At 74.0% G+C, this 22,604-nt stretch carries 17 protein-coding genes; 9 read left to right on the forward strand and 8 right to left on the reverse strand.

Translation table 11 applies throughout. From position 1 onward, the window contains the following. Positions 1-95 precede the first annotated feature (95 nt). From AC07AL_RS03445 to AC07AL_RS03470, 6 genes are all read left to right on the forward strand, one after another. Positions 96-1,304: an ATP-grasp domain-containing protein gene (locus AC07AL_RS03445; protein WP_400804910.1), complete on the forward strand. Its 1,209-nt coding sequence runs from the start codon at positions 96-98 to the stop codon at positions 1,302-1,304. After that, positions 1,301-3,016: an IucA/IucC family protein gene (locus tag AC07AL_RS03450; protein ID WP_478316657.1), complete on the forward strand. Its 1,716-nt coding sequence runs from the start codon at positions 1,301-1,303 to the stop codon at positions 3,014-3,016. Before AC07AL_RS03445 ends, AC07AL_RS03450 begins: the two co-directional genes overlap by 4 nt. Beyond that, entirely contained in the window at positions 3,013-4,233 is a 1,221-nt protein-coding gene (locus AC07AL_RS03455; protein WP_400984306.1) for an MFS transporter, read from the forward strand. Before AC07AL_RS03450 ends, AC07AL_RS03455 begins: the two co-directional genes overlap by 4 nt. Further along, entirely contained in the window at positions 4,230-5,984 is a 1,755-nt protein-coding gene (locus tag AC07AL_RS03460; RefSeq protein WP_478316659.1) for an IucA/IucC family protein, read from the forward strand. The genes AC07AL_RS03455 and AC07AL_RS03460 overlap by 4 nt, the downstream gene beginning before the upstream one ends. After that, the gene (locus AC07AL_RS03465; RefSeq protein ID WP_478316661.1) at positions 5,981-7,189 is read left to right on the forward strand and encodes a type III PLP-dependent enzyme; all 1,209 of its coding nucleotides are present in this window, start codon (positions 5,981-5,983) and stop codon (positions 7,187-7,189) included. Before AC07AL_RS03460 ends, AC07AL_RS03465 begins: the two co-directional genes overlap by 4 nt. A 229-nt stretch (positions 7,190-7,418) precedes the next feature. After that, entirely contained in the window at positions 7,419-8,216 is a 798-nt protein-coding gene (locus AC07AL_RS03470; RefSeq protein WP_400805280.1) for an inositol monophosphatase family protein, read from the forward strand. Between the two features lie 167 nt (positions 8,217-8,383). On the opposite strand, the gene AC07AL_RS03475 is transcribed toward AC07AL_RS03470, so the two are convergent. From AC07AL_RS03475 to AC07AL_RS03490, 4 genes are all read right to left on the reverse strand, one after another. After that, positions 8,384-9,847: a pyridoxal phosphate-dependent decarboxylase family protein gene (locus tag AC07AL_RS03475; protein ID WP_400984296.1), complete on the reverse strand. Its 1,464-nt coding sequence runs from the start codon at positions 9,845-9,847 to the stop codon at positions 8,384-8,386. A 221-nt stretch (positions 9,848-10,068) separates the two neighbouring features. After that, complete coding sequence (locus AC07AL_RS03480; RefSeq protein WP_478316699.1) at positions 10,069-11,433, reverse strand: diaminobutyrate--2-oxoglutarate transaminase; 1,365 nt, start codon at positions 11,431-11,433, stop codon at positions 10,069-10,071. Between the two features lie 301 nt (positions 11,434-11,734). Further along, positions 11,735-12,475: a response regulator gene (locus AC07AL_RS03485; RefSeq protein WP_363579387.1), complete on the reverse strand. Its 741-nt coding sequence runs from the start codon at positions 12,473-12,475 to the stop codon at positions 11,735-11,737. Further along, entirely contained in the window at positions 12,472-14,307 is a 1,836-nt protein-coding gene (locus AC07AL_RS03490; protein ID WP_478316663.1) for an ATP-binding protein, read from the reverse strand. Before AC07AL_RS03490 ends, AC07AL_RS03485 begins: the two co-directional genes overlap by 4 nt. A 230-nt stretch (positions 14,308-14,537) precedes the next feature. On the opposite strand from AC07AL_RS03490, the gene AC07AL_RS03495 reads away from it, so the two are divergent. Continuing rightward, positions 14,538-15,941, forward strand: coding sequence for a cation:dicarboxylate symporter family transporter (locus AC07AL_RS03495; RefSeq protein WP_478316665.1), 1,404 nt, complete (start codon positions 14,538-14,540; stop codon positions 15,939-15,941). A 160-nt stretch (positions 15,942-16,101) separates the two neighbouring features. Here the strand turns inward: AC07AL_RS03495 and AC07AL_RS03500 are convergent, their stop codons facing one another. Both AC07AL_RS03500 and AC07AL_RS03505 read right to left on the reverse strand, forming a co-directional pair. Beyond that, positions 16,102-17,067, reverse strand: a complete 966-nt coding sequence (locus AC07AL_RS03500) for a hypothetical protein (RefSeq protein ID WP_478316667.1) — start codon at positions 17,065-17,067, stop codon at positions 16,102-16,104. Positions 17,068-17,112: 45 nt separating this feature from the next. Then, a complete protein-coding gene (locus tag AC07AL_RS03505; RefSeq protein WP_478316669.1) occupies positions 17,113-17,958 on the reverse strand; it encodes an RNA polymerase sigma factor in 846 nt (281 codons plus the stop codon). A gap of 113 nt (positions 17,959-18,071) precedes the next feature. Here AC07AL_RS03505 and AC07AL_RS03510 point away from each other — a divergent pair, with 113 nt between their 5' ends. Further along, positions 18,072-18,446 (forward strand): hypothetical protein, encoded by a 375-nt coding sequence (locus AC07AL_RS03510; protein WP_478316671.1) that lies wholly within the window; start codon positions 18,072-18,074, stop codon positions 18,444-18,446. A 182-nt stretch (positions 18,447-18,628) separates the two neighbouring features. Here AC07AL_RS03510 and AC07AL_RS03515 read toward each other — a convergent pair whose 3' ends face one another. Next, the gene (locus AC07AL_RS03515; protein ID WP_478316673.1) at positions 18,629-20,014 is read right to left on the reverse strand and encodes a cytochrome P450; all 1,386 of its coding nucleotides are present in this window, start codon (positions 20,012-20,014) and stop codon (positions 18,629-18,631) included. A gap of 108 nt (positions 20,015-20,122) precedes the next feature. Next, positions 20,123-21,205, reverse strand: coding sequence for an RNA ligase (ATP) (locus tag AC07AL_RS03520; protein ID WP_478316675.1), 1,083 nt, complete (start codon positions 21,203-21,205; stop codon positions 20,123-20,125). Positions 21,206-21,565: 360 nt separating this feature from the next. Here AC07AL_RS03520 and modA point away from each other — a divergent pair, with 360 nt between their 5' ends. After that, on the forward strand, positions 21,566-22,420 hold the full coding sequence (gene modA, locus AC07AL_RS03525) for a molybdate ABC transporter substrate-binding protein (protein WP_478316677.1): 855 nt from the start codon (positions 21,566-21,568) through the stop codon (positions 22,418-22,420). Positions 22,421-22,604 lie beyond the last annotated feature (184 nt).

Genomic DNA, 22,604 nt, shown 5'->3' on the forward strand with positions numbered 1-22,604 from the left:
GGACGACGGCGGGCGGAGGCGGCTGCCGCTGTGGCCGCCACCGCCACCGCCCGCCGTCACTCCCGTCCGCCACCACCCTCAAGGACCACCACCCCATGCGGCTCTACCTGCTCGCCCTCAACCCCACCGACTCGGTCACCGCCGGCTTCCTGCCCGCCGCCGCCCGGCTCGGGCTCGACGTCACCGTCCTGACCGACCACGCCGAACCCCACCAGAAGGCCTACGCCGACCTCCCGTTCACCGCACCCGCGGTGCTGGAGTGCGACGTCCGGGACTTCCGCGCCGTGATCAGCCTGGTCTCCCGCCACCACGCGCCCGACGCGGTGTTCAGCAACAGCGACCACCTGCAGACCCAGACCGCCCTGGCCGCCGAGTACTTCGGCCTCCCCGCCAAGGACTGGAAGGCCGCACTGCGGGCCAAGGACAAGGGCCAGCTGCGCCGCCACCTCGCCCTGACCGGCCAGGACGCCGTCTGGTCCGCCGAGTTGGCCCCCGGGCAGGACCCGGCCGAGCTGGAGCCGCCGTTCCCGTGCGTGGTCAAACCTCGTGAGGGAGTGGCCAGCGAGGACGTCACACTGGTCGCCGACGCCGCCGAACTCGCCCTCCGCTGCCGGGAGATCCAGCACCGCCGGGCCGGCGCGACGCTGGTCGTCGAGGAGTTCCTGGACGGCCGGCTGTGCACCCTGGAGACGCTCGGCGACGGCCGCCGCCGGCACGTCCTCGGCGGCTTCCGCACCCAGCTCTCCCCGCCGCCGGACTTCATCGAGGAGGTGCTGGAGTTCGTCCCCGCGCACCCCGGTGAGGTGGTCGCGCAGGTGCTCGCCCAACTCGACGCGCTCGGGATCGGACTCGGCGCCTGCCACACCGAGTTCGTCGTGCAGCCCGACGGCCGTGCCCGGATCATCGAGGTCAACTACCGTGCCATCGGCGACCAGTGCGACCTGATGCTCGCCGAGGTCCTCGGCGTCCCGCTCTTCGAGCACATCCTCGCCGCCCACCTCGGCCGGGAACTCCCCGCGGACCTCGGCGCGCAGTGCGCCGCGACCCCGCGCCGGGCCCGCAACGAGGTGGTCTGCGCCGACCGCGCCGGCCTCCTCACCGCCGCCCCCGGGCCGTACGACGAGGAGCGCGACGGCGTCCGGCTCGCCTACCGCCCGCTGCGCCCGCTCGGCGAGCGGCACGAGCACTACCGCACCAACCGCGACTACCTGGGCGTGATGTGGGCCATCGGCGCCGACCAGGAAGCCGTGGACGCCGCCGTCGCCCGGTTCCGCGCCGCCAACCGCTGGGAGATCACCCCGTGACCGCCGACGAGCAGCTCACCCTGCGGGTGCTCTCCGCCCTGCTGCGCGAGGACGTCCTCGGCCTGCGCACCCGCGGCGCCGTGGAGGACCGCGCGGACGGCGCCTGGTTCACCGTCGCGGACGCCGAACTCGCCCTGCCCGTCGCCGTCGAGGGCTTCCAGTGCGAGTACGCCGCCCGGCTGCCCCTACTGGAGCTGGCCGGGCGCCGGCTCACCGGCCTGGACGCCATCGTGGCAGCCCTGGCCGGCCTGGCCGAGGCCGAGGACCGGCCCGGCTGGGACGCTTTCGCCGAGGAGTGCCGCCAGACCCTCGCCACCATGGAACTGCACGAGCGCGCGCGGCCCGAGGTGCACGCCCGGCTCACCGACCTGTACGGCGAGGACCCGGCCGACTGGACCGGTCTGGCCGCCGCCCTCGGCCACGACACCCTGGCCGCCTACCTCGACCACCCCGTCTACCCGACCTCACGCGGCCGGTCCGGCCTCACCGAACACCAACTGAACTCTTACGCACCGGAGTTCCACCCCGCGTTCGAGCTGCGCTGGCTGGCCGTCCCGACCGACGCCCTCACCACCCACGGCCGGCGCCCGCTCCCGAGCTGGTGGCCCACTCCGGCCTGGCTGGGCCTTGCGGACGCCTGCCCCGGCGACGGCTGGACCACCCTGCCGGTCCACCCCCTCACCGTCGGCGCCCCGCTGGACGAGGCACTGGAGGCGGTCGGCCTGGCCGACCGCGCGGTGCTCGCCGAACGGCCCTACCTGACCGTCGTGCCGACGCTCTCCATGCGCACCGTCGCCGTCGCCGACGACCCCGCCTGCCACCTCAAACTCCCGCTCGCCACCGCCACGCTGGGCCGGCTCAACCGCCGCACCATCAAGCCCGGCACACTGCTCGACGGCGCCGCCGGCCAGCGCCTGATCGAGGCCGTTCTGGCCCGCGAGCCGCGCTTCGCCGGCCGCGTCCTGCACGCCGACGAGCAGACCTGGGCGCACGCCGGTCACGAACTGCTGGCCGTCCTGCTGCGCCGCTACCCCGCCGGGCTGGAGCGGGCCGTCACCGTCCCGCTGGCCGCCCTGCTGGCCCCCGCGCCCGGGGGCCGCCTGGTGCTCGACCACCTCGCCGACCGCTTCCACGACGGCGACCAACTCGCCTTCTACGACTCCCTGCTGGAACTGCTGCTGGACTGGCAGACCACGCTGTTCGACTACGGCATAGCACTGGAGTCGCACCAGCAGAACACCTCCCTGGTGCTCGACGGCGACGGACTGCGCCTGCTCTACAAGGACGACGACGGCCCGCGCGTGCACACCGCCCGGATGACCGCCCGCCTCGGCGAACTCGCCCCGACCCGGGCCGACTTCGACGACGCCCGGATCTTCGGCGACGACGACCGGGCGCTCACCGACCTGTTCACCACCATCACCGGCCACCTGTGCACCGGCGCGCTCGCGTTCGGCCTCGCCGAGCACCGTCGCGCCGAACTCACCGACGTGCTCACACTGTTGCGAAAGCGCCTGGCCGAAGCGGTGGACCGGATCAGACCGGCCGGTGAGCCGCTGCGGACGGACCTGCTGGAGGCCGAACGCCTGCCGGTCAAGGCCATGGTCAGCGCCGGGACCCTGCTCAGCAAGCAGCGCTCGGGCGCCGCCGACATCAACAAGCACTACACCAGCGGCCCCAACTACCTGCTGGCGGACGGGATCACCCGGTGAGTGTGGAGACCGTTTCGCAGCGGTCCGGCCACGGGACCGACCACTCCGGCGGACTCGGCCGCCGCCAGGTGCACGCCGTCGCCGCCTGCTACTTCGTCGCCTCCTTCGCCGCGCTGGGCCTGCCGCCGTACCTGACCGCGATCCTGCCCACGCTCGGCGATCCGCAGGCCCGGTGGGCCGGCGTGCTCTACATCGTCCCGACGGTCTTCAGCGCGCTCGGCGCACCGCTGTGGGGTCGGCTCGCCGACCGCTTCGGCCGCAAGCGGCTGCTGCTGCGCGCCCAACTCGGGCTCACCGTCTCCTTCCTGCTGGCCGGGGCCGCCGGCAGCCTGCCCGCGTTCACCCTCGCGCTGGTCCTTCAGGGCTTCCTCGGCGGCACCTTCGCCGCCACCAACGGCTACCTCGCCGCCGCCCTCGACGGACCGCGGCTGTCCCGCGCACTCACCCTGATGCAAGGCAGCGCCCGGGCGGCCCTGGTGGCCGCACCGATCCTGGTCGGCGCGCTGTCCCCGTGGATCGACCCGCACCGCCAGTACCTGGTGATGGCCGTCCTCCCGCTCGCCGCCGCGCTGCTGCTGTCCCTGCTGCCCGAGCCGGACCGTCCGGCGGCCACCCCCGCGTCGGAGGGCCGCGCCGAGCGGGCACCCGCCGCCCCGCTCCTCCCGCTCTACGTCTTCGAGTTCGTCTTCGTCTTCGCCACCGTCATCTCCTTCCCCTATCTCATCTCGCTCGCCGAGCAACGGCTTCCCGGCGTCTCCGGCACCACCACCGGCGTGCTGTTCGCCCTGCCGCACCTGTGCTACCTGGTGTTCGCCGCACGCGTCCACACGCTGTTCCACGCCCGCCCGCACACCGGCATCGCACTCGGCTTCGGCCTCGTCGCGCTCGGCCTGGCCGGGCACGCCGTCGCGTACTCGCTCCCGGTCTTCGTCGCCGTCCGGCTGCTGCTCGGCGCCGGGCTCACGCTCGGCCTGGTCTGCCTCGCCGTGCTCGCCGCCGGAGCGGCCCAAGGGCGCGCGCCCGGGCGGATGTTCGGCACGCTCGAACTCGTCTCCAAGGGCGGCGCCGTCGCCGCCGGCGCCGTCGCAGCGCTGGCCAACGGGCAGTTCGGCGCCGCCGCGCCCGTGGTGGCCGGCACCGCCGCCGCCCTGCTGGCCGCCGTCGCGGCCACCGCATTCTCCCTCCCGTCCCTCCGCCAGCGCTGGAGTCGCCGATGACCCCCGAGCCGATCGCCCCCAAGTCGATCACCCACGAGCCGATCAGCCACGAACTGCCCACCGCCGACGACGCGGTGGCCCACACCCTGCTGAACTGCCTGCTGCGCGAGGTCTCCGCCCCCGAGCACCAGACCGCCGTGGCCGACGGCCGCCTGCTGCTGCGCCTGCCCCGGCGCGGCGCCCTGCTGCGGATCGCCCTGCGCCGCACCTCGCTGCTCGGCGCGCACCGCTTCACCGGCCCGGTCGAGATCGAACGAGGCGGCATCTGGGCGGAGTTGAACTGGCGAGAGCTGGCGGAACACGTGCAGGACGAACTGGAGCTGCGCACCGGCACGGTGAACGAGGAGTTCCTCGGCCAGGTCACCTCCAGCCACGACGGCCTCCGGCAGAGCCTGGCCGACCGCCCGGTCTCCGGACCGGATCGCTACCTGGAGTCCGAGCAGGCCCTGCTGTTCGGCCACCGCTTCCACCCGGCGCCCAAGTCCCGCTCCGCCGCTCGGGGGGACTGGCGCGGGTACGCCCCGGAGTCCCGCGCGGCGTTCCCGCTGCGCCACCTCGCCGTCCGCGCCGAACTGCTCACCGAGCAGTCCCTGGACAACAGCGCGAGCGCCCTGCTGGACGGCCTCGGCGACGTCCCGGACGGATACCGCCTGCTGCCCGCCCACCCCTGGCAGTACCAACTCATCGGCGATCACCCGCTGTTGCGCGACGCCCTGGACCGCGGGGACGTCCTCGACCTCGGGCCGCGCGGCGAGGAGTTCGCCGCCACCGCCTCGGTGCGCACCCTCCACGGCGCGGACGCCTTCCTCAAGTTCAGCCTCAACGTGCGCATCACCAACTGCCTGCGCAAGAACGCCGCTTACGAGCTCACTGGCGCCGTCGAACTCACCCGGCTGCTCGCCCCCGCCCTCGCCGACCTCGCCCGGCGCTTCCCCGACGCGGCGATGCTGCGCGAGCCCGCGTTCCGCACCCTCGCCCTGCCCGGCGCCGACGGCCGACCCGACCAGGCGCTGTACGAGGGCTTCGGCCTGATCGTCCGCGAGGGCTTCGGCGGCGTGCTGCGGCCCGGCGTCACCCCGCTGCTGGCCGCCGCCGTCGCCGACGAGCACCCGACCAGCTCCGCCCACATCTCCCGTCTACTGGCGGGGAGTTCGGACGCCTCCCGGGCCCTGGACTGGTGGCGGGCCTATCTGGGGCTGCTCATCCCGCCCGTGCTCGCCGCCTACTTCGACCACGGCGTGGTGCTGGAGCCGCACCTGCAGAACGTGCTCATCGGCGTCGACGCCACCGGGCACCCCACCCAGGTGCTCTTCCGCGACCTGGAGGGCACCAAGCTCGTCCCCGAGCACAACGCCGACCTCCTGGCCGCCCTCCCGCCCGAGGTCGCCGGGCCGATGACGTACGACGCCGAACGCGGCTGGGACCGGGTGGTCTACTGCCTGCTGGTCAACCACGTCGCCGAACTGCTGGCCGTCCTCGCCGACCGCCACCCCGAGCTGGAGGGCGCCCTGTGGCAGGCGGTCCGGGACACCCTGGAGCAGTACGCGGCAGGCCACGGCCGCCCGCCCCGGCTGCGGGCGCTGCTCGCGGGCGTGCCGCTGCCGGCCAAGGCCAACCTGCTCACCCGTTGGGAGCGCAAGGCCGACCGACAGGCCGGCTACGTCCGCCTGCCCTCGCCGCTCGCCGGATCCGTCCTCGCCCAGGCCGCCCGCACCGCTACCCCCCTCTCCCTCGGGAGCGCCGCCCGATGACCGAGATCGTCCGCCGGCACGTCGCCGCCCTCGCGCCCGACGCCCTGCCCGCTTACGTCTACGACCTGGCGGCGCTGCGCGCGCACGCCACCGCCGTCCGGGCCGCGCTGCCCGCGCGGGTCGAGCTGTACTACGCCGCCAAGGCCAATCCGGAGGCGCCGCTGCTGGCCGCGCTGCGCGACGCGGTCGACGGCTACGAGGTCTCCAGCGGAGGTGAGTTGGCGCACGTGCGGGCGGCCGTTCCGGACGCGCCGCTGGCCTTCGGCGGCCCTGGCAAGACGCCCGCCGAGATCGCCGCCGCCGTGGACGCCGGGGTGCACCGCTGGCACATCGAGAGCGAGCAGGAACTGCACCGGCTCGACGCCGTCCTCGCGGACCGGCCGGGCACGGTGGTCGACGTGCTGCTACGGGTCAACCTGCCGGTCGCCACCGGTGCGCTCGACGCGGTGGCACTCGCGATGGGTGGGCGACCGACGCCCTTCGGGCTCGACCCGGACCGCGCCGAGGAGTGCGTGCGCCAGCTCACCGGCGACGGCACCGGCCCGCTCGGACGGCGGCTGCGTCTGCGCGGCGTGCACGCCCATCTGGCCAGCGGGCTCGCGGCGGCTGAGCAACTGGCCGTCGCCGAGCAGATCGTGGCCTGGTCGGCCGCGCTGGCCGAGCGGCACGGCTTCCCGCTGGCGGAGGTCAACGTCGGCGGCGGAATGGCCGTGGACTACGACGACCCGGCGAACCACTTCGACTGGACGGCCTTCGGCGAAGGGCTGGCCAAGCTGCTGGACGCCCACCCCGGTCTGACCCTGCGGATCGAACCCGGCCGGGCCCTGACCGCCCACTGCGGCTGGTACGCGACCGAGGTGCTGGATGTGAAGCAGAGCCACGGCGAGGACTTCGCGGTGGTCCGTGGCGGCACCCACCACCTGCGCACCCCCGCCACCCGGGGGCACTCCCAGCCTTTCGAGGTGCTCCCGGTCGACGCCTGGCCGCACCCGTGGCCGCGCCCCGCCGTCGCCACCGGCCGCGCCACCCTGGCCGGCCAGCTCTGTACCCCGAAGGACGTCCTCGCCCGGGCCGCCGCCGACGCCGACGGCCTGCGGGCAGCCGACCGGGTGCTGTTCGCGATGGCGGGCGCGTACGCCTGGAACATCTCGCACCACGAGTTCCTGATGCACCCGCGCCCGGGGTTCCACTACCTGGGCGACTGAGGGCACCCCCGGGAGGACGGGCAGCAGGTAACAGCTGACAGATAACAGATAACAGATTTCGAAATCTGTTATCTGTTATCTGTTCGCCGTTCCCTGTTCGAGCCCCGCCGCCCGCCCGTCCGCGCGCCGGACCCCACCCGCGGGCCCCGCCCGCCCCAGGGGTCGCCGCAGGTCGCCTCCGCACACTCGTGCGACAGTGGTAGGCAGCGAAGGGAGCGCGAACGTGCTGATGGACAAGGTGGCGGCGATACTCGCCGAGGCGTCGGCCGAGGTGGTGGAGCCGCGCTTCCGGGCGCTGGCCGCCGGCGAGGTGATGGAGAAGGCGCCCGGCGAGATCGTGACGGTCGCCGACCGCGAGGCCGAGGTGATCATCGCCCGCCGCCTGCGCGAGCTGCTGCCCGTCCCCGTGGTCGGCGAGGAGGCGGTCTCCGCCGACCCCGAACTCGCCCAGGCCCTCCACGACGAGCCCGCCGCCTGGCTGGTCGACCCGGTCGACGGCACCGCCAACTTCGTCGCAGGCCGCCCCGAGTACGCCGTGATGTGCTCGCTCGTCCGCGGCGGAGAGACCGTCGCCTCCTGGATCTGGCAGCCCGCCACCGCCACCGCCTACTGTGCCGAACTGGGCTCCGGGGCCTGGCGCGACGGCGTGCGCCTGACCCGGCCGCCGGCACCGCGCGACGCCGCGAAGCTGCGCGGATCCGTGAAGAGCCGCTACCTCGACCCGGAACACCGCCGGCGTTTGCAGGCCAACGAGTCGGCCTTCGGCGAGGTCTCCCCCGGTCGGCACGCCGCCGGAATCGAGTACCCGGACGTCGTCGAGGGCCGCTTCGACTTCCTCCTCTACTGGCGCACCCTCCCCTGGGACCACGCCCCCGGCTCCCTGCTCGTCACCGAGGCCGGCGGCGTGTCCGCCCGGCTGGACGGCACCCCCTACCGCCCCGAGGCCCCCGGCTGCGAGAACGGCCTGCTGGTCGCCGCCGACCCGGAGACCTGGGAGCTCACCCGCACCACACTCCTGAGCGACTGACCGACCGCAACCACAGCCACGCCGCCACCGCCACCGCCACCGCGGCAACCATGGTCATCCGGTCGCGGTCATGAATCGGCGCCCTGGTCCTCGGTCCCGAACGGGGCCTGCCCGGGCGCCGGTCGGCCGGCGATGACCGGCGATGACCGACTCCCCGCAGCGCGCGCCTAGCCGGCCCGGTCCCCCTCGGCCTTCCGCCCGGCGCCCACCACCTCGCGCAGCAGTACACGGACCTCCCCCGCCGTGGCGTGCGGGTTGAGCAGGGTGAGCTTGAGCCGTACCCGGCCCGGCCCCTCGCCCGGGAGTTCGGTCCGCCCGACCACCGCCCGCCCGGTGCGCAGAAGCAACCGGCGCAGGCTGCCGTTGAGTTCGTCGACGGCAGCCTCGTCGGTCAGGCCCGGCGGCCGGTAGCGGAACAGCACGACGGTCAGCGCGGGTTCGGCGTGGAGTTCGAGCGACGGTTCGGCGCGGACGGCCTCGGCGGCCGACCGGGCGAGTTCGTGGCAGGCGTCGACGAGTCGGCCGAGCCCGTCGCGGCCGAGGGTGCGCAAGGTGACGGCGAGTTTGAAGGCGTCGGCCCGCCGGGTGGTGCGCAGCGAGCGGCCGAGCAGGCTGGGGTAGCCGGCCTGCTCGTCGTCCACGGGGTTGAGGTACTCGGCGCGGCGGGCGAGCGAGACGTAGGTCTCGGTGCGGCGGACCAGGAAGACGCCGGCGGCGGCGGGCTGCCAGCCGAGTTTGTGCCAGTCAAGGGAGACGGAGTCGGCGCGGTCGATGCCGTCGAGGAGCGGGGCGAGCCGGTCGGAGAGCAGCGCGCCGCCGCCGTACGCGGCGTCGACGTGCAGCCAGGCGCCGTAGCGGCCGGCCAGGTCGGCGGCGACGTGCAGCGGATCGATGCCGCCGGTGTCGGTGGTGCCGGCGGTGGCGACGATGGCGATCGGGGTGCGTCCGGCCCAGCTGGCCTCGGCCAGGGTCCGCTCCAACTCCTTTGGTTCCATCCGGAGTTGCCGGTCGACGGGGACGGTGGTGACGGCGCGCTCGCCGAGCCCGAGCAGGGCGGCGGCGCGCTGGACGGAGAAGTGCGCGGCCTCGGAGGCGACGACGCACGGCCGGACTCCGGCCGGGATGCCGTCCAATTCGACGATGCCGTCCAGCTTCTGGTCCCGTGCCAGCATCAGTCCCATGAGGTTGGACTCGGTGCCGCCGGAGGTGAGGACGCCGGCAGCGCGGGCCGGGTCGTAGCCGACGAGGGCGGCGAGTTCGGCGAGGAGGGCGGTCTCCAGGGCGGTGGCGGCGGGGGCCTGGTCCCAGGAGTCCAGGGAGGGGTTGAGGGCGCTGACCACGAGGTCGGCGGCGGCGGCCACGGCGAGCGGCGGGCAGTGCAGGTGGGCGGCGCAGGCCGGGTCGGCGGGGTCGGCGGCGCCGTAGGCGAGGAGTTCGGTGAGGCGGGCGAGCGCGCCGGGCCCGTGGGCGCCGGCCAGACCGTCGGCGACCAGCGCACCGAGCTCGGCCGGACTGCCTGCGGGCAGCGGCCCGCCGCGCAGGGCGATGCCGTGGTCGAGCGCGTCGAGGACGGTGGCCAGCAGCGGTCCGAGCGCGCCAGGCCCGCCGACGCCGCCCGCGAGGGCGTCCAACGGGGCGGGCCCGCCGGGCAGTCCGGCTGCGGCACCGGAACCCGAGCCGGAACCCGCATCGGAACCGCCACCAGCCCTCGAACCGCCTCCAACTCCAGAACCGGCCCCGACTCCGGCCCCGGAACCGCCCTCGGCACCGGAGTCACCACCGGCCCCGGCTCGGGCGCCCGAGCCTCCTCCCGAGCCTTCCCCTGAACCGCCATCGCCCCCTCGCCGCGCGCTCATTCGGCGCCCCGGGCCGCGGGAGCCGCGGCGCTCGCCGCAGCGACGGGTTCGACGGCCGCAGCGGCCGCGATCGCGTCGGCCAGCCGGTCGAGCACCGCGGCGACCTGCTCGTCGGTGATGGTCAGCGGCGGCAGCAGTCGCAGCACCGCGTCGTGGCGCCCGCCGAGCTCGACGATCAGCCCGCGTGCCAGGCAGGCCTCCCGCACCCGGCGGGCGAGCGCCGGGTCGGCCGGCCTGGCCCCGCAGGCGTCCGGATCGGCGGCGGGGTCGACGAGTTCGACGCCGAGCATCAGGCCGCGCCCGCGCACGTCGCCGATCACCGGCAGTTCGGCGGCGAGCCCGCGCAGCCGGGCGGTCATCCGCTCGCCGACGACGGCGGCGCGCTCGGCCAGCCCGTGGGCGGCGACGTGGCGCAGGGTGGCGGCGCCGGCGGCCATGGCGAGGGTGTTGCCGCGGAAGGTGCCGGTGTGGGCGCCGGGGCGCCAGCCGTCGTAGTCCTCCCGGTAGACGACGACGGCGAGCGGCAGGCTGCCGCCGATGGCTTTGGAGAGCACCATGGCGTCCGGGACGATGCCGCTGTGCTCGACGGCCCACATCGCCCCGGTGCGCCCGACGCCGGTCTGCACCTCGTCGACGATCAGCGGGATGCCCCGCTCGGCCGTGATCCGGCGCATCTCGCGCAGCCAGCCGTCGGGCGCGGGGACGACGCCGCCCTCGCCCTGGACGGCTTCCAGGATCATCGCGGCGGGCGGGACGACCCCGCCCGAGGGGTCGTCGAGCAGCCGTTCGACGTAGGTCGCGGCGAGGTCGGCGCCGGCCTCGCCGCCGACGCCGAACGGGCAGCGGTAGCCGTACGGGTAGGGCAGCCGGACGACCTCGCCGCCGCTCGGCAGCGGTTCCTTGACGGCGACGTTTCCGGTGAGCGCCAGGGCTCCGGCGGTCATGCCGTGGTAGGCGCCGGTGAAGGCGAGCGCGCCGGACCGGCCGGTGGCGGTCTGCATCAGCTTGAGCGCGGCCTCGACGGCGTCGGTGCCGGCCGGCCCGCAGAAGTGGATCCGGGCGCCGGCGGCGAAGTCGGCGGGCAGGCTCTCGAAGAGGGCGCTGGTGAAGTCGTCCTTCTCGGCGGTGGCGAGGTCGAGCAGGTGCAGCGGGGCGCCGCTGTCGAGGGTGCGGCGGATCGCCTCCAGCACCACCGGGTGGTTGTGCCCGAGGGCGAGCGTCCCGGCGCCGGAGAGGCAGTCCAGGTAGCGCCGCCCGTCGGCGCCCTCGACGGTCATGCCGTGGGCCCGTACCGGGACGATCGGGAAGGACCGGGCGTACGTACGGGCGGCGGACTCGCGTACGCGCTGGCGGCGCAGGATGGCCTCGCCGGAGGCCGGGGCACCGGCGGCTCCAGCGACACCGGCGGATTCGACACCTCCGACGGCTCCGGCGGCTCCGGCGGCTCCGGCGGCTCCGGCGGCTCCGACAGTTCCGGAGGAGGAGGCCGGAACCTGGGCGGGAACGGCGGCGAGCGACAAGGCAAACCCCCAGAAGAAGTTAGGTAAGCCTAACTTTACCGCCCCTGACCTGGCGGGATACCCCATGGGCCCCCAGAACCACCCGAGTGAGTGAACCGCCCCCGGTCCTGCCAACGAGCCACCGGCGAAAAGGTCACGGCCCTCACCCCCGCCGACCCGGAGCCGCCCCGCCACCCTTCCACCGGTAGCAGAGCTCCGGCCGCCCCACGCTCCCGTACTGCGGTTCCCGCACCGCCCGCCCGGTGTCGACGAGGTGTTCGAGGTAGCGGCGCGCGGTGATCCGGGAGACCCCGGCGGCGACGCCCGCGGCGGCGGCGGACAGACCCGTCGCCGTCTCGCGCAGTACGGCGGCGACGGTGTCCAGGGTGGGCGCGCTCAACCCCTTGGGGAGGCTGCTGCGCTCGGGCGTGCGGAGCAGGGCGAACGCCTGGTCGACCTCGTCCTGCCCGGTCGCCTCGCCGGTGCGCCCGAGGCTGTCGCGGTAGCGGGCGTAGCGTTCCAGGCGGTCGTGCAGGGCGGCGGCGCTGAACGGTTTCAGCAGGTACTGGACCACGCCCGCCGACACGGCCTGCCGCACCATCGCCAGGTCGCGGGCCGAGGTCACCGCGATGACGTCGGTGGTGTGGCCGGCGGCACGCAGCGAGCGGCATAGGTGGAGGCCGTGGCCGTCCGGCAGGTAGAGGTCGAGCAGGGTCAGGTCGACGGGCCTCCCGGCAGCGCGGGCGCGGTCCAGGAAGCGCAGCGCGTCGGCGCAGCTGTGCACCGTCCCGGCGGCGTGGAAGCCGGGTTCGCGCTCGACGTAGAGGGTGTGCGCGGCGGCGGCCACGGGGTCGTCCTCGACGACCAGCACGGAGATCCCCGGCCCGGCGGTCACCTCGGTCATCGCGACACCCCTTCCCGTCGGCCCGGCTGCCCCGGCTGGCCTGGCTGGCCCGGCTGCCCCGGCTGGCCTGGCTGGCCCGGCTGGCCAAGTTGCTCCGGGCTCCCGAGTTGCCCCGGCTGCCGCTCACCGGATCGTGCCGGCAGCCCAGCGAGCGGCAGCCGGACGGTGAGCACCGCACCCCGGTCGCGCCCGACCTCGACGCTGCCGCCGTTGCGCCGGGCGGCCTGGGAGACCAGCGCCAGCCCGAGACCGTGCCCGCGCACGTCCTGCTTGGTGCTCCAGCCGCGCCGGAACACGTCCTCGACGGCGGCCGGGTCGATCCCCGCCCCGGTGTCGGCGACGCGCAGCAGCAGGCAATCGCCGCCACCCGGAGCCGCGTCGCCGCCACCCACGCCACCCACGCCACCCACGCCACCGCCATCGATCCGCACGGTGACGGTGACCTCCGGCGGCACCGCGCTCTGCGCGGCTCCGGCGATGGCGGCGTCCACGGCGTTGTCGATCAGGTTGCCGAGGACGGTGATCAGGTCCCGCGCGGAGAGCCCGGGCGGCAGCAGCCCGTCGTCGATCCGACTGTCGTCGGTGAGGGTCAACTCCACTCCCCGTTCGGCCGCTTGGGCCGCCTTGCCGAGCAGCAGCGCGGCCAGTACTGGTTCGCCGACCGCCGCGACCACCCGGTCGGTGAGCTGCTGGGCGAGCGCGAGCTCGGCGGTGGCGAACTCCACCGCCTGTTCGTGGCGGCCGAGTTCGATCAGCGAGACGACGGCGTGCAGCCGGTTGGCCGCCTCGTGCGCCTGCGCCCCGAGGGCCTCGGTGAAGCCCCGTACGGAGTCCAACTCTCCACTGAGCGACTGGAGTTCGGTGTGGTCGCGCAGGGTGACGACCCGGCCGAGGCCGGTGCCGATGGTGGAGGTGTTGAGCACCACCACCCGCTCGGCGGTCAGGTGCACCTCGTCCCGGACCGGCTCGTCGCCGAGCACGGCCGCGACCAGCGCCTGCGGCAGTCCCAGCTCCACGATCAGGCGGCCCTCCAAGTTGCCGCCCAGTCCGAGCAGTTCACGGGCCGCGTCGTTGCAGAGCACCACCCGGTGCGCGCGGTCCAGCAGGACCAGCCCCTCGCGCACCGAGCGCAGGGTCGCCTGGTGGTATTCGTAGAGGTGGCTGAGTTCGGCCGGCCCCATGCCGTGGGTGTGCCGCCGCAGCCGGGAGTTGGCGAGGTAGGTGCCCACACCGCCGACCCCGAGCGCGGCCACCGCCACCCCGACCAGGGCGAGCAGCGGGCCGCTCAACTGCGCGGAGATGGATTCCACCGTGAGGCCCGCGCTGACCAGCGCGATCACCTGGTGCCGGTCGTCCAACACCGGCGTCACCACCCGCACGGACGGCCCGAGCGTGCCGGTGTACGTCTCGCTGCGGGTCTCCCCCGCGAGTGCCCAGTCGATGTGTCCGAGGAAGCGCTTGCCGATCTGCTCGGGCAGCGGGTGGGTCCAGCGCACGCCCTCGGTGTCCATGACGGTGATGAAGGAGACGCCGGTGTCCACCCGCACCTGCTCGACGTACGGCTGGAGCACCGCGGTCGGGTCCGGCGTGGTGACGGCGGCCCGCACGGAGGGCGAGTCGGCGACGGCGTGGGCGACAGCGGTGACCTGACGGCGGGCCGCGTCCTCGGCCCGGTCGGCGGTGAAGAGGTATGCGAGCACCGCACCGCCCGCCACCACGGCGGCGACGATGACCACCTGGACGACGAAGAGCTGCCCAGCCAGGCTGCGGACCAGCCCGCGGGGTGCCGGGAGCCGTCGGCGCGAGGGCGTGGGGGCGGTGCGCACGGACATGCCTGCCAGTGTGCACCACACTCCCGGGGTCCCCCAGGGGCCCGCGACAGGTCGGCGGCCTGCCGACGACCTGTCGACGAACGCCCCCCAGCCCCGTCGCACCCCACGGCCCAGCGACACCCGGCCGTGAACTCTATGAACGCAAACGTGACCTCCGTCACGCCCAGGCCCGATAGTCAGAGCGGCCCACCACCCGGGGCCGCCAGGACCGCACGGCGAAGGAGCCGCAGATGTCGATCGATGGAGCCGCACCGGCGGGGGGATCCAGACGCAGGGACCGGACCCACTACCTCTACCTCGCCGTCATCGCCGCCGTGGTCGCGGGCATCGCGGTCGGGCTGGCCGCCCCCGGCTTCGCCGTGGAGTTGAAGCCGGTCGGCACCGGCTTCGTCAACCTGATCAAGATGATGATCAGCCCGGTGATCTTCTGCACCATCGTGCTGGGCATCGGCTCGGTGACCAAGGCCGCCAAGGTCGGCAAGGTCGGCGGCCTCGCCCTCGGCTACTTCCTCGTCATGTCGACCGTCGCGCTGGCCATCGGCCTGGCCATCGGCAACCTGCTGGAGCCCGGCGGCGGCCTGCACCTGACTGCCGCGCTCGCGAAGTCCGGCCACGCCCAGGCCGTCGCCGGCGGCGCCCAGTCGACGACCGACTTCCTGCTCGGGATGATCCCCACCACCACATTCTCGGCCCTCACCGAGGGCAAGGTGCTGCAGACCCTGCTGGTCGCACTGCTCACCGGCTTCGCCCTCCAGGCGATGGGCCCGGCCGGTGCCCCGGTGCTGCGCGGGATCGAGCACGTGCAGCGGCTGGTCTTCCGGGTCATGTCGATGATCATGTGGGTCGCGCCGATCGGCGCCTTCGGGGCGATGGCCGCCGTCGTCGGGGCGACCGGCACGGCCGCGCTGAAGAGCCTCGCGGTCATCATGATCGGCTTCTACGCGACCTGCGTGCTGTTCGTCGTCGTCGTCCTGGGCGCGCTGCTGCGACTGGTCGCCGGGGTCAACGTGTTCGCCCTGCTGCGCTACCTGGGCCGCGAGTTCCTGCTGATCCTCTCCACCTCCTCCTCCGAGAGCGCGCTGCCCCGCCTGATCGCCAAGATGGAGCACCTCGGCGTGAGCCGCCCGGTCGTCGGCATCACCGTGCCGACCGGCTACAGCTTCAACCTCGACGGCACCGCGATCTACCTCACCATGTCGTCGATCTTCATCTCCGAGGCGATGGACAAGCCGATGTCGATCGGCGAGCAGCTCTCGCTGCTGGTGTTCATGGTGATCGCGAGCAAGGGTGCGGCCGGGGTCACCGGCGCCGGGCTGGCCACCCTGGCCGGCGGACTGCAGTCGCACAAGCCCGCGCTGGTGGACGGGGTCGGCCTGATCGTCGGCATCGACCGCTTCATGTCCGAGGCCCGTGCGCTCACCAACTTCGCGGGCAACGCCGTCGCCACCGTCCTGATCGGGCACTGGACCGGCGAACTCGACGCGGACCGCGCCCAGCGGGTGCTGGCCGGCGAGGAGCCGTTCGACGAGCGGACCCTGGTCGACGCGCACGGCGGGCCGGTCGAGGCCCCCGAGGCCGTCCCGGCGACTCCGGAAGCCGTCCCCGTCCAGAGCGGCGCGGCCGCGGCCGCCTGAGCGGCCCCCTCATACGCCCCCGGTCCGGCGCCACCACCTCCCCCGGAAACGGCGCCGGACCGGGGGTTCCGCATGTCCGACGGGCCTTCGCCACAGGCCCTCACCGGTCCTCACCGGTTCTCGCGGGTCCCCACAGGTCCTCGCAGGTCCTCGGAGGTCCTCACAGGTCCTCGGAGCCGCTCACCGCCCAGGCCAGGCCACAGGCCGGGTCCTCCAGCGCGACGTGCAGATGGCGCAGCCCGGCGGTCGGCTCGTGCCAGATGAAGCAGCGCATCCGGGCCACCAGCGCGTCGACCTCCGCCCGGTCCGACCCGTCCGTACCCTTCGCGCCGGCCATCTCGACCAGCGCCCGCCAGAGCGCCAGCCGTCCGTGCGCCGAGCCCCGTCCGCGGTCCACGACGGCGGCCTGTACCAGCGCCGGATAGACCAGCGCGAACGGCAGGTACCCGCCGGTGACCCGGGAACTACGGGCCAGTTGGGCGGCCGCCTGCGGCGCCGGGCCCCGGACGCAGACCACCTCCGCCCAGTCCGCCAGTGCGGCCAGCGCCCGGGTCGCCCGCTGCCCGCCCAGCCGTACGCCCGATGCGGGCAGCGTCACCTCGCCCAGACCCTCCCGGCTGGCCGGCAGGGTCAGCAGCGCACTGCGCGCGCCCCCGCAGGGCAGGTACTGGCGCACCCGCGCCCCCTCGTCCCAGCCGGCCGCCTCCCACGGCGCCAGCAGCAGCGGCACGCCCTCCGGGTCGGGTTCGGCCCCGTACGAGAGGTCCTCGCCGAGCAGCACCCGGGTCTGCGCGACCAGTCGGCGCACCGGGGCCGGGACGAGCAGCGGGGCCAGCCGCAGCCAGGAATGCCGGGTCGCCAGCACCTCCCAGAGCGGACCGGCGTCATGGTCGGCGACCCCGGCGACCGTCCCCGGGCCGCCGTCCCGGTCGAACAACCGGACGGCCAGCTCCGGCGGCGCCGAGTAGGCGATCAGGTGGCCGAGCGGCGCGGTCAGCGCCGCCGCGGGCTCCTCCCCGGCGCGCTCCACGGCTGCCGCCCGACCCTGCCGGTAGGCGGTCAGCAGTTCGGGCCAGCGGCCGTCGTCAGCCAGGGCGCGGAGGCGGTGGTCCTCGTACGTGATCACGATTTTCAGCGTACGGGCCGGGGCGGCGCATCAGCTGACTTGGCGTCAGCTCGGTGCGTCGGGTGCCGCTTCGGGCGCCGCCCCAGGGCCTGCACCGGGCCCCGCAGTGGACCCCGCAGCGGACCCCGCGCCGGGCGCCGCTTCGAGGGCGGGCCCCGGCCGATGGTCCCGCTCGCCCTCCCGCTCATGTTCCCGCTCCCGCGCGAGGACCGCGCGCAGCCTCCCGTGGGCGCGGCGACGGGTGACGGCCAGCGTGCTGCGATGCAGGCCCAGCAGTTCGGCGGCCTCGTCGACGGTGTAGCCGTCGAGGTCCACCAGCACCACCACGCGGGCCTGCTTCGCCGTCAGGCAGCCCAGCAGTCGGAGCACCTCCCAGCGCGCCTGCAGCTCGGCCATCCCGCCCGACGGCGACTCGACCGGCGGCCGGTCCCGCTCCCGCTCGGCCGTCTCGCACGGATCGGGCAGCACGACCCTCCGCCGCTCCCGGCGCCACTGGTCGCGCAGGATGTTCGCCATCGTGGTGAACACGTAGGCGTAGGGCTGCGGATGGCTCAGGAACCGCTCCGGCCTGCGGGCGATCCGCAGATACGCGTCATGCACCACGTCCCCGGCGGCGAGCCCGCCGGTGAGCGACGCGGCCGCCCGGTGGAGCCTCGGCAGCATTTCCGTGAACACCCGGTTGAAATCGTCCGATTGACGATCGGCAGGCCTCGGACCGAAGTCCTTCCCACCGCCGCCCCCGCGTCCGCCACCACACCTACCGCCGCATTCCGCCATGCCGCTCTCCCCGGAAATCGGCACTCCGAAAGCCCAGTTGGGCAGGTCACAACCCAAAGAAAAGGTTGTGACACATCTCACATCATAGGCCGTCGTCTCACTGTACGCAGTCATTCGTGCGCAATACGTCATCGGCCGGACGGGAAGCCGGAATTCACCCACCCCGTGGATCTGGACGGCCGGGGACGCACCGCCCGATCCGTACCGCTGAGCGAGGAGAAACCGCCATGCGAGGTCGCATCGCCAGGAAGATCGCCACGTTCGGGGCCGCCGCCACGGCCACCCTCGGCGTGCTCGGGACCACCACCCTGCCCGCCGCCGCCGCGCCCACCGTCGCCGACCAGACCATCACCGCCAATGCCATCGGAGCCTCGCCCGAGGTGGCCGCCGCCTCCTACCACTGCGTCATCACCGCGAACTACGGGTGGCGCTGGGAGGGCTACTGCAACGTCTACTCGGGCGAGTTGCGCACCATCACCTACTGTGCCAACGGCACGAGCACCACCGGCCTGTGGATCGGCGCCCGATCCCAGGCCTGGGACGTCTGGGGCAACTGCCCGGGCTCCACCTGGACCAAGATCGTGTTCCAGAGCCGGGGCTGAGGCACCGGCAGAGCCGATCGGGGGCGCTGTCCCGCCGGGGCGGCGCCCCCGCCGCGCACCCGCACCCCCCGGTGGGCGCCGGCCGGCCACACACCCGGAGAGGCAGCGAACAGATAACAACAAACAGATGACAGATAACAGATTTCATCCTCTGTCATCTGAAATCTGAACGCTGTCAGCCGTTACCCGGCGAGCCCTGCGGCTCCCCGCGCCGTCACCCGGATCCGCATCGGGCTCGCCGCGCGGAGCGTGATGCCCTGGGCGAGCGCCACCCGCTCGTCCACCGCCTCCATCTCGAAGTCCCGCAGCAGCACGCCCAGGCTCAGCACCGATTCCAGCATCGCGAAGTGCTGCCCGATGCACGCCCGCGGACCACCACCGAACGGGTACCAGGCGTAGCGGTGCCGGTCCTTCTCCTGCTCGGGCAGGAAGCGGTCGGGGTCGAAGCGTTCCGGGTCCGGCCAGTGCGCCGGGTGCCGGTGGGTGACCAGTGGCGAGACGACGACCTGGGCACCCGCCGGAATCACGTACCCGTCGATGACCGTCTCGGCGACCGCCCGCCGCCCGACCAGGGCCGCCGCCGGGTAGAGCCGCATCGCCTCCTTCAGCACCCGGGTGATGTACGGCAGCGACTCCAGGTCCGCCGCGGTCGGCTCCCGGCCGGCCAGCACGGTCTGCGCCTCCTGCTGGGCGAGCTTCCGCTGCTCGGGGTGCTTGGCGAGCAGGTGCAGCGCGAAGGCCAGCGAGGTGGCCGTGGTCTCGTGCCCGGCGAGCAGGAACACAAGTACCTGGTCCCGGAGTTCGGCCGGGTCGAGTTGCTCCCCGTCCTCGCCACGGGCCCGTCCGAGCAGTGTGAGCAGGTCGTCCGCGTCCTCGTCCAGGCCGCCGCGCGCGGCCCGCTCGGCGATGATCCGGTCGCAGACCGCGTACAGGGCGCGCTGGGCCTCGGCGCCGCGCCGGTTCGAGGGGGTCGGCCAGGTGCGCGGGATGCGGATCGCCGCGAAGCCCCGGTCCCAGACGTACTCACCGAGCACCGGGAAGCTGCGGTCCACCACCGCCACCGCCTCCTCGACGTCCGCGCCGAACAGGATCCGGGCGACGGCTCGCAGCGCGAACCGGGACATCTCCCCCGCCGCGTCCACGACCCCGACCGGGATCGCGTTCCACCGCTCGGTGAGCGCCCGCGCCTCCCGGGCGACGGCGCCCGCGTAGCCGTCCACCCGGCGGCGGGTGAACAGCGGCTGGACCAGCCGGCGCTGGCACTGGTAGTCGCCGTCCTGGCTGGTCAGCAGGCCGTTACCGACGCTGGTCCGCAACTCGTCGTAGAAGGCGTTCTCCTTGCGGAAGTTGGCCGCCTCACCGCCCAGCACCTGCTGGACGCCCCCCGGGGAGAACACCCCGTAGAACTCGACCCGCAGCCCGGGCGGCCCGACCCGGAACCGGACCACGTCCCCGTGGTCGCGGCGGGCGGCGAGGTAGGTGCGCAGCGGGCGGCGGGTGAGGTCGAACAACGACCCGACCAGGGGGTTTCCGGCCGGCCCGGGGATGAGGGCGGTGGCGGCGGTCATCGGCACTCCATTCTCCGCAGGCGACCCACCAACCTAGCTGACGATCCATCAGCTGCGGAAGGCGTGAAAGCGCGGGGGAGGGCGCGAGAGGGCGCGACGGGGCGGGGATCACTCGTACTCGGTGCCGCCCCTGCGCGTCAGGTAGGCGTCACCGACCACCTTGGCGATCGCCCGTCCGCCCACCACCGGGCTCCAGCGCTCGGTCACCGGCCGGACCACCACGCCTTCGCGCAGGTGGAGTTCACGCCCGGAGACGGTCTCCTTGCCCTGGGCGAAGGCCAGCACGGTCTCCGGGTCGAACGGCCCCCGCCACAGTTCGGGCACCAGCGGCAGTTCGCCGTCGAGCAGTTCGCCGTCGAGCAGTTCGGCGGCGGAGTACCACCTCAGCTGCCCGTCCACCACGGCCGACACGTCGAACACGGCATAGCCGGGCAGTTCGGCACGGCCGGAGGCTCCGTACGTCAGGTCCTGCACACCGGCGCCGAAGACCTCGCCGAAGACGCCGACCCGCTCGGCGCCCAGCCGCTCGGCCAGTCGGGCCGCCACGGCGGGGAGGTCGTACGCGCGCACGGCCCGCCAGTACAGGTTGCGCTCGTCCTCGACCAGTGAGAGCCCCTGCGCCCCGATGCCCTTGGACGACACCCGGACCTCGCCGGTGGCGGCGGTGTACGTCATCAGGCAGCAGCTGCCGTGCAGCTTCTCGGTCAGCACCACTGGCTCGCCGGGCTCGAAGACGTCGGGGTAGCGCTTGAGGTTCTCGATGTCCACCCAGGGCAGCAGGTCGGGCGCGCTCAGCACGTCGCCGCTCATGGAGGTCGGTACCGGGGGCTGCCACTTGACGACTCCGAGCAGCTTGGCGAAGTCCTCGCCGCGCCCGGCGGCGTCCGCCAGGTCGGTGCCGGCGAGCGCGGCCGGCAGGCAGACGATGCCCTGGGACAGCTCACCGCGCAGCCGGACGGCCCTCACCCGGTCGGACTTGCTGCCGGCCAGCTTGCCCGTCAGGCCCAGCTCCTCGATCAACTTCACCGGGAGGACCGACTGTTCGGGGATGTAGACGGCGTAGTCGCCGGTCCGGTACCTGCCCTTGGCGACCACCGCCCGGTAGAGGCCGACCTGCGCGAGCTCCAGTGCGTCGGCGTTCGGGTGCTCCAGGACGACCAGCTTCTCCGCGGTGACGCGCAACGTGGACATGGACGGACCCCTCCTCCTCTTCTGGGCCGTTCGGCCCGGGTGGTGTGTACGGACTGCCGTACGAATCGCCCCCACTCTGTCCGCCCGGCCGCCCCCTGCGCGACGTAATTTCCCCGGCAGCACGCTCACGCCGGCCCTCACGCCGGCCCTCACGCCGACCCCCGCAGCACTCCCGCTCCGGCGCCGTCCGTGCGCGTTTGCGCCTTCGCACAGCCGGGCGGAGACCGCCGCCACACCCCGCCTGTGCGAAGCGACAGAGGACTTATCACTCGCATTTGCGGCACTATGATCACCGTAATGGCCGCACCTGCGGCCTCACTCCGCGCCCCTTCCGGCGCACGCCTTGGAGGGGAAGCCCCGATGAGCACCCGTACGACCACCCGCAGACTCGCCGTCGCCGCCGCGGCGGCCCTCGTCCTCAGCCTCGGGGCCACCGCCTGCGGCAGCGACGGCGGTGGCAAGTCCGGCAGCTCCTCGGCCGCTTCGACGGCGGGCTCCTCGGCCTCGTCGGCGGCCGGTGGCGGCAGCGTCCCGAAGGCCACCGGCGACATCACCGTCTTCGCCGCCGCCTCGCTCAAGGAGACGTTCACCGACCTCGGCAAGAAGTTCGAGGCCGCGAACCCGGGCGCCAAGGTCAAGTTCAACTTCGGCGGCAGCTCCAGCCTCGCCACCAGCATCAACTCGGGCGCCCCGGCGGACGTGTTCGCCGCCGCCAGTCCGGCCACCATGAAGACCGTGACCGACGCGGGCGGCGCGAGCGGCGACCCGAAGACCTTCGTCAAGAACACGCTCACCATCGCCGTGCCCAAGGGCAACCCCAAGCACGTCGCGGGCCTGAACGACCTCACCGCCTCCGGTGTGAAGGTCGCGCTGTGCGCAAAGGAGGTGCCGTGCGGCGCCGCCGCCCTGACCGCGCTCAAGGCCGCCAACGTCAACCTCACCCCGGTCACCCTGGAGCAGGACGTCAAGGGCGCGCTGACCAAGGTCGAGCTCGGCGAGGTCGACGCCTCGCTCGTGTACAAGACCGACGTGAAGGCGGACGCTGGGAAGATCGACAGCGTGGACTTCCCCGAGGCCGACAAGGCCGTGAACGACTACCCGATCGCCGCCCTGGCCAAGGCCCCGAACAAGGACGGCGCCGCCGCCTTCGTCGCGTACATCCAGTCGCCCGAGGCCAAGCAGGTGCTCACCACGGCGGGCTTCCAGGCGCCGTGAGCGACCGCACCACCAAGCGCACCACCGACACCGGGCGCACCACCGAGCGCGCCACCGGCACCGGGCCCGGGGGGGGGGGGGGGGGGGAAGACCCGCCCCCCCCCCCCCCGGACAACCCACCCGGCCCGGGTCCCCCGATTTCTCTGCGCGCTCTCTTTGTTGGGGTTCTTATCCCTCCTCTTGT

Source organism: Kitasatospora sp. NPDC043949 (assembly GCF_056435365.1).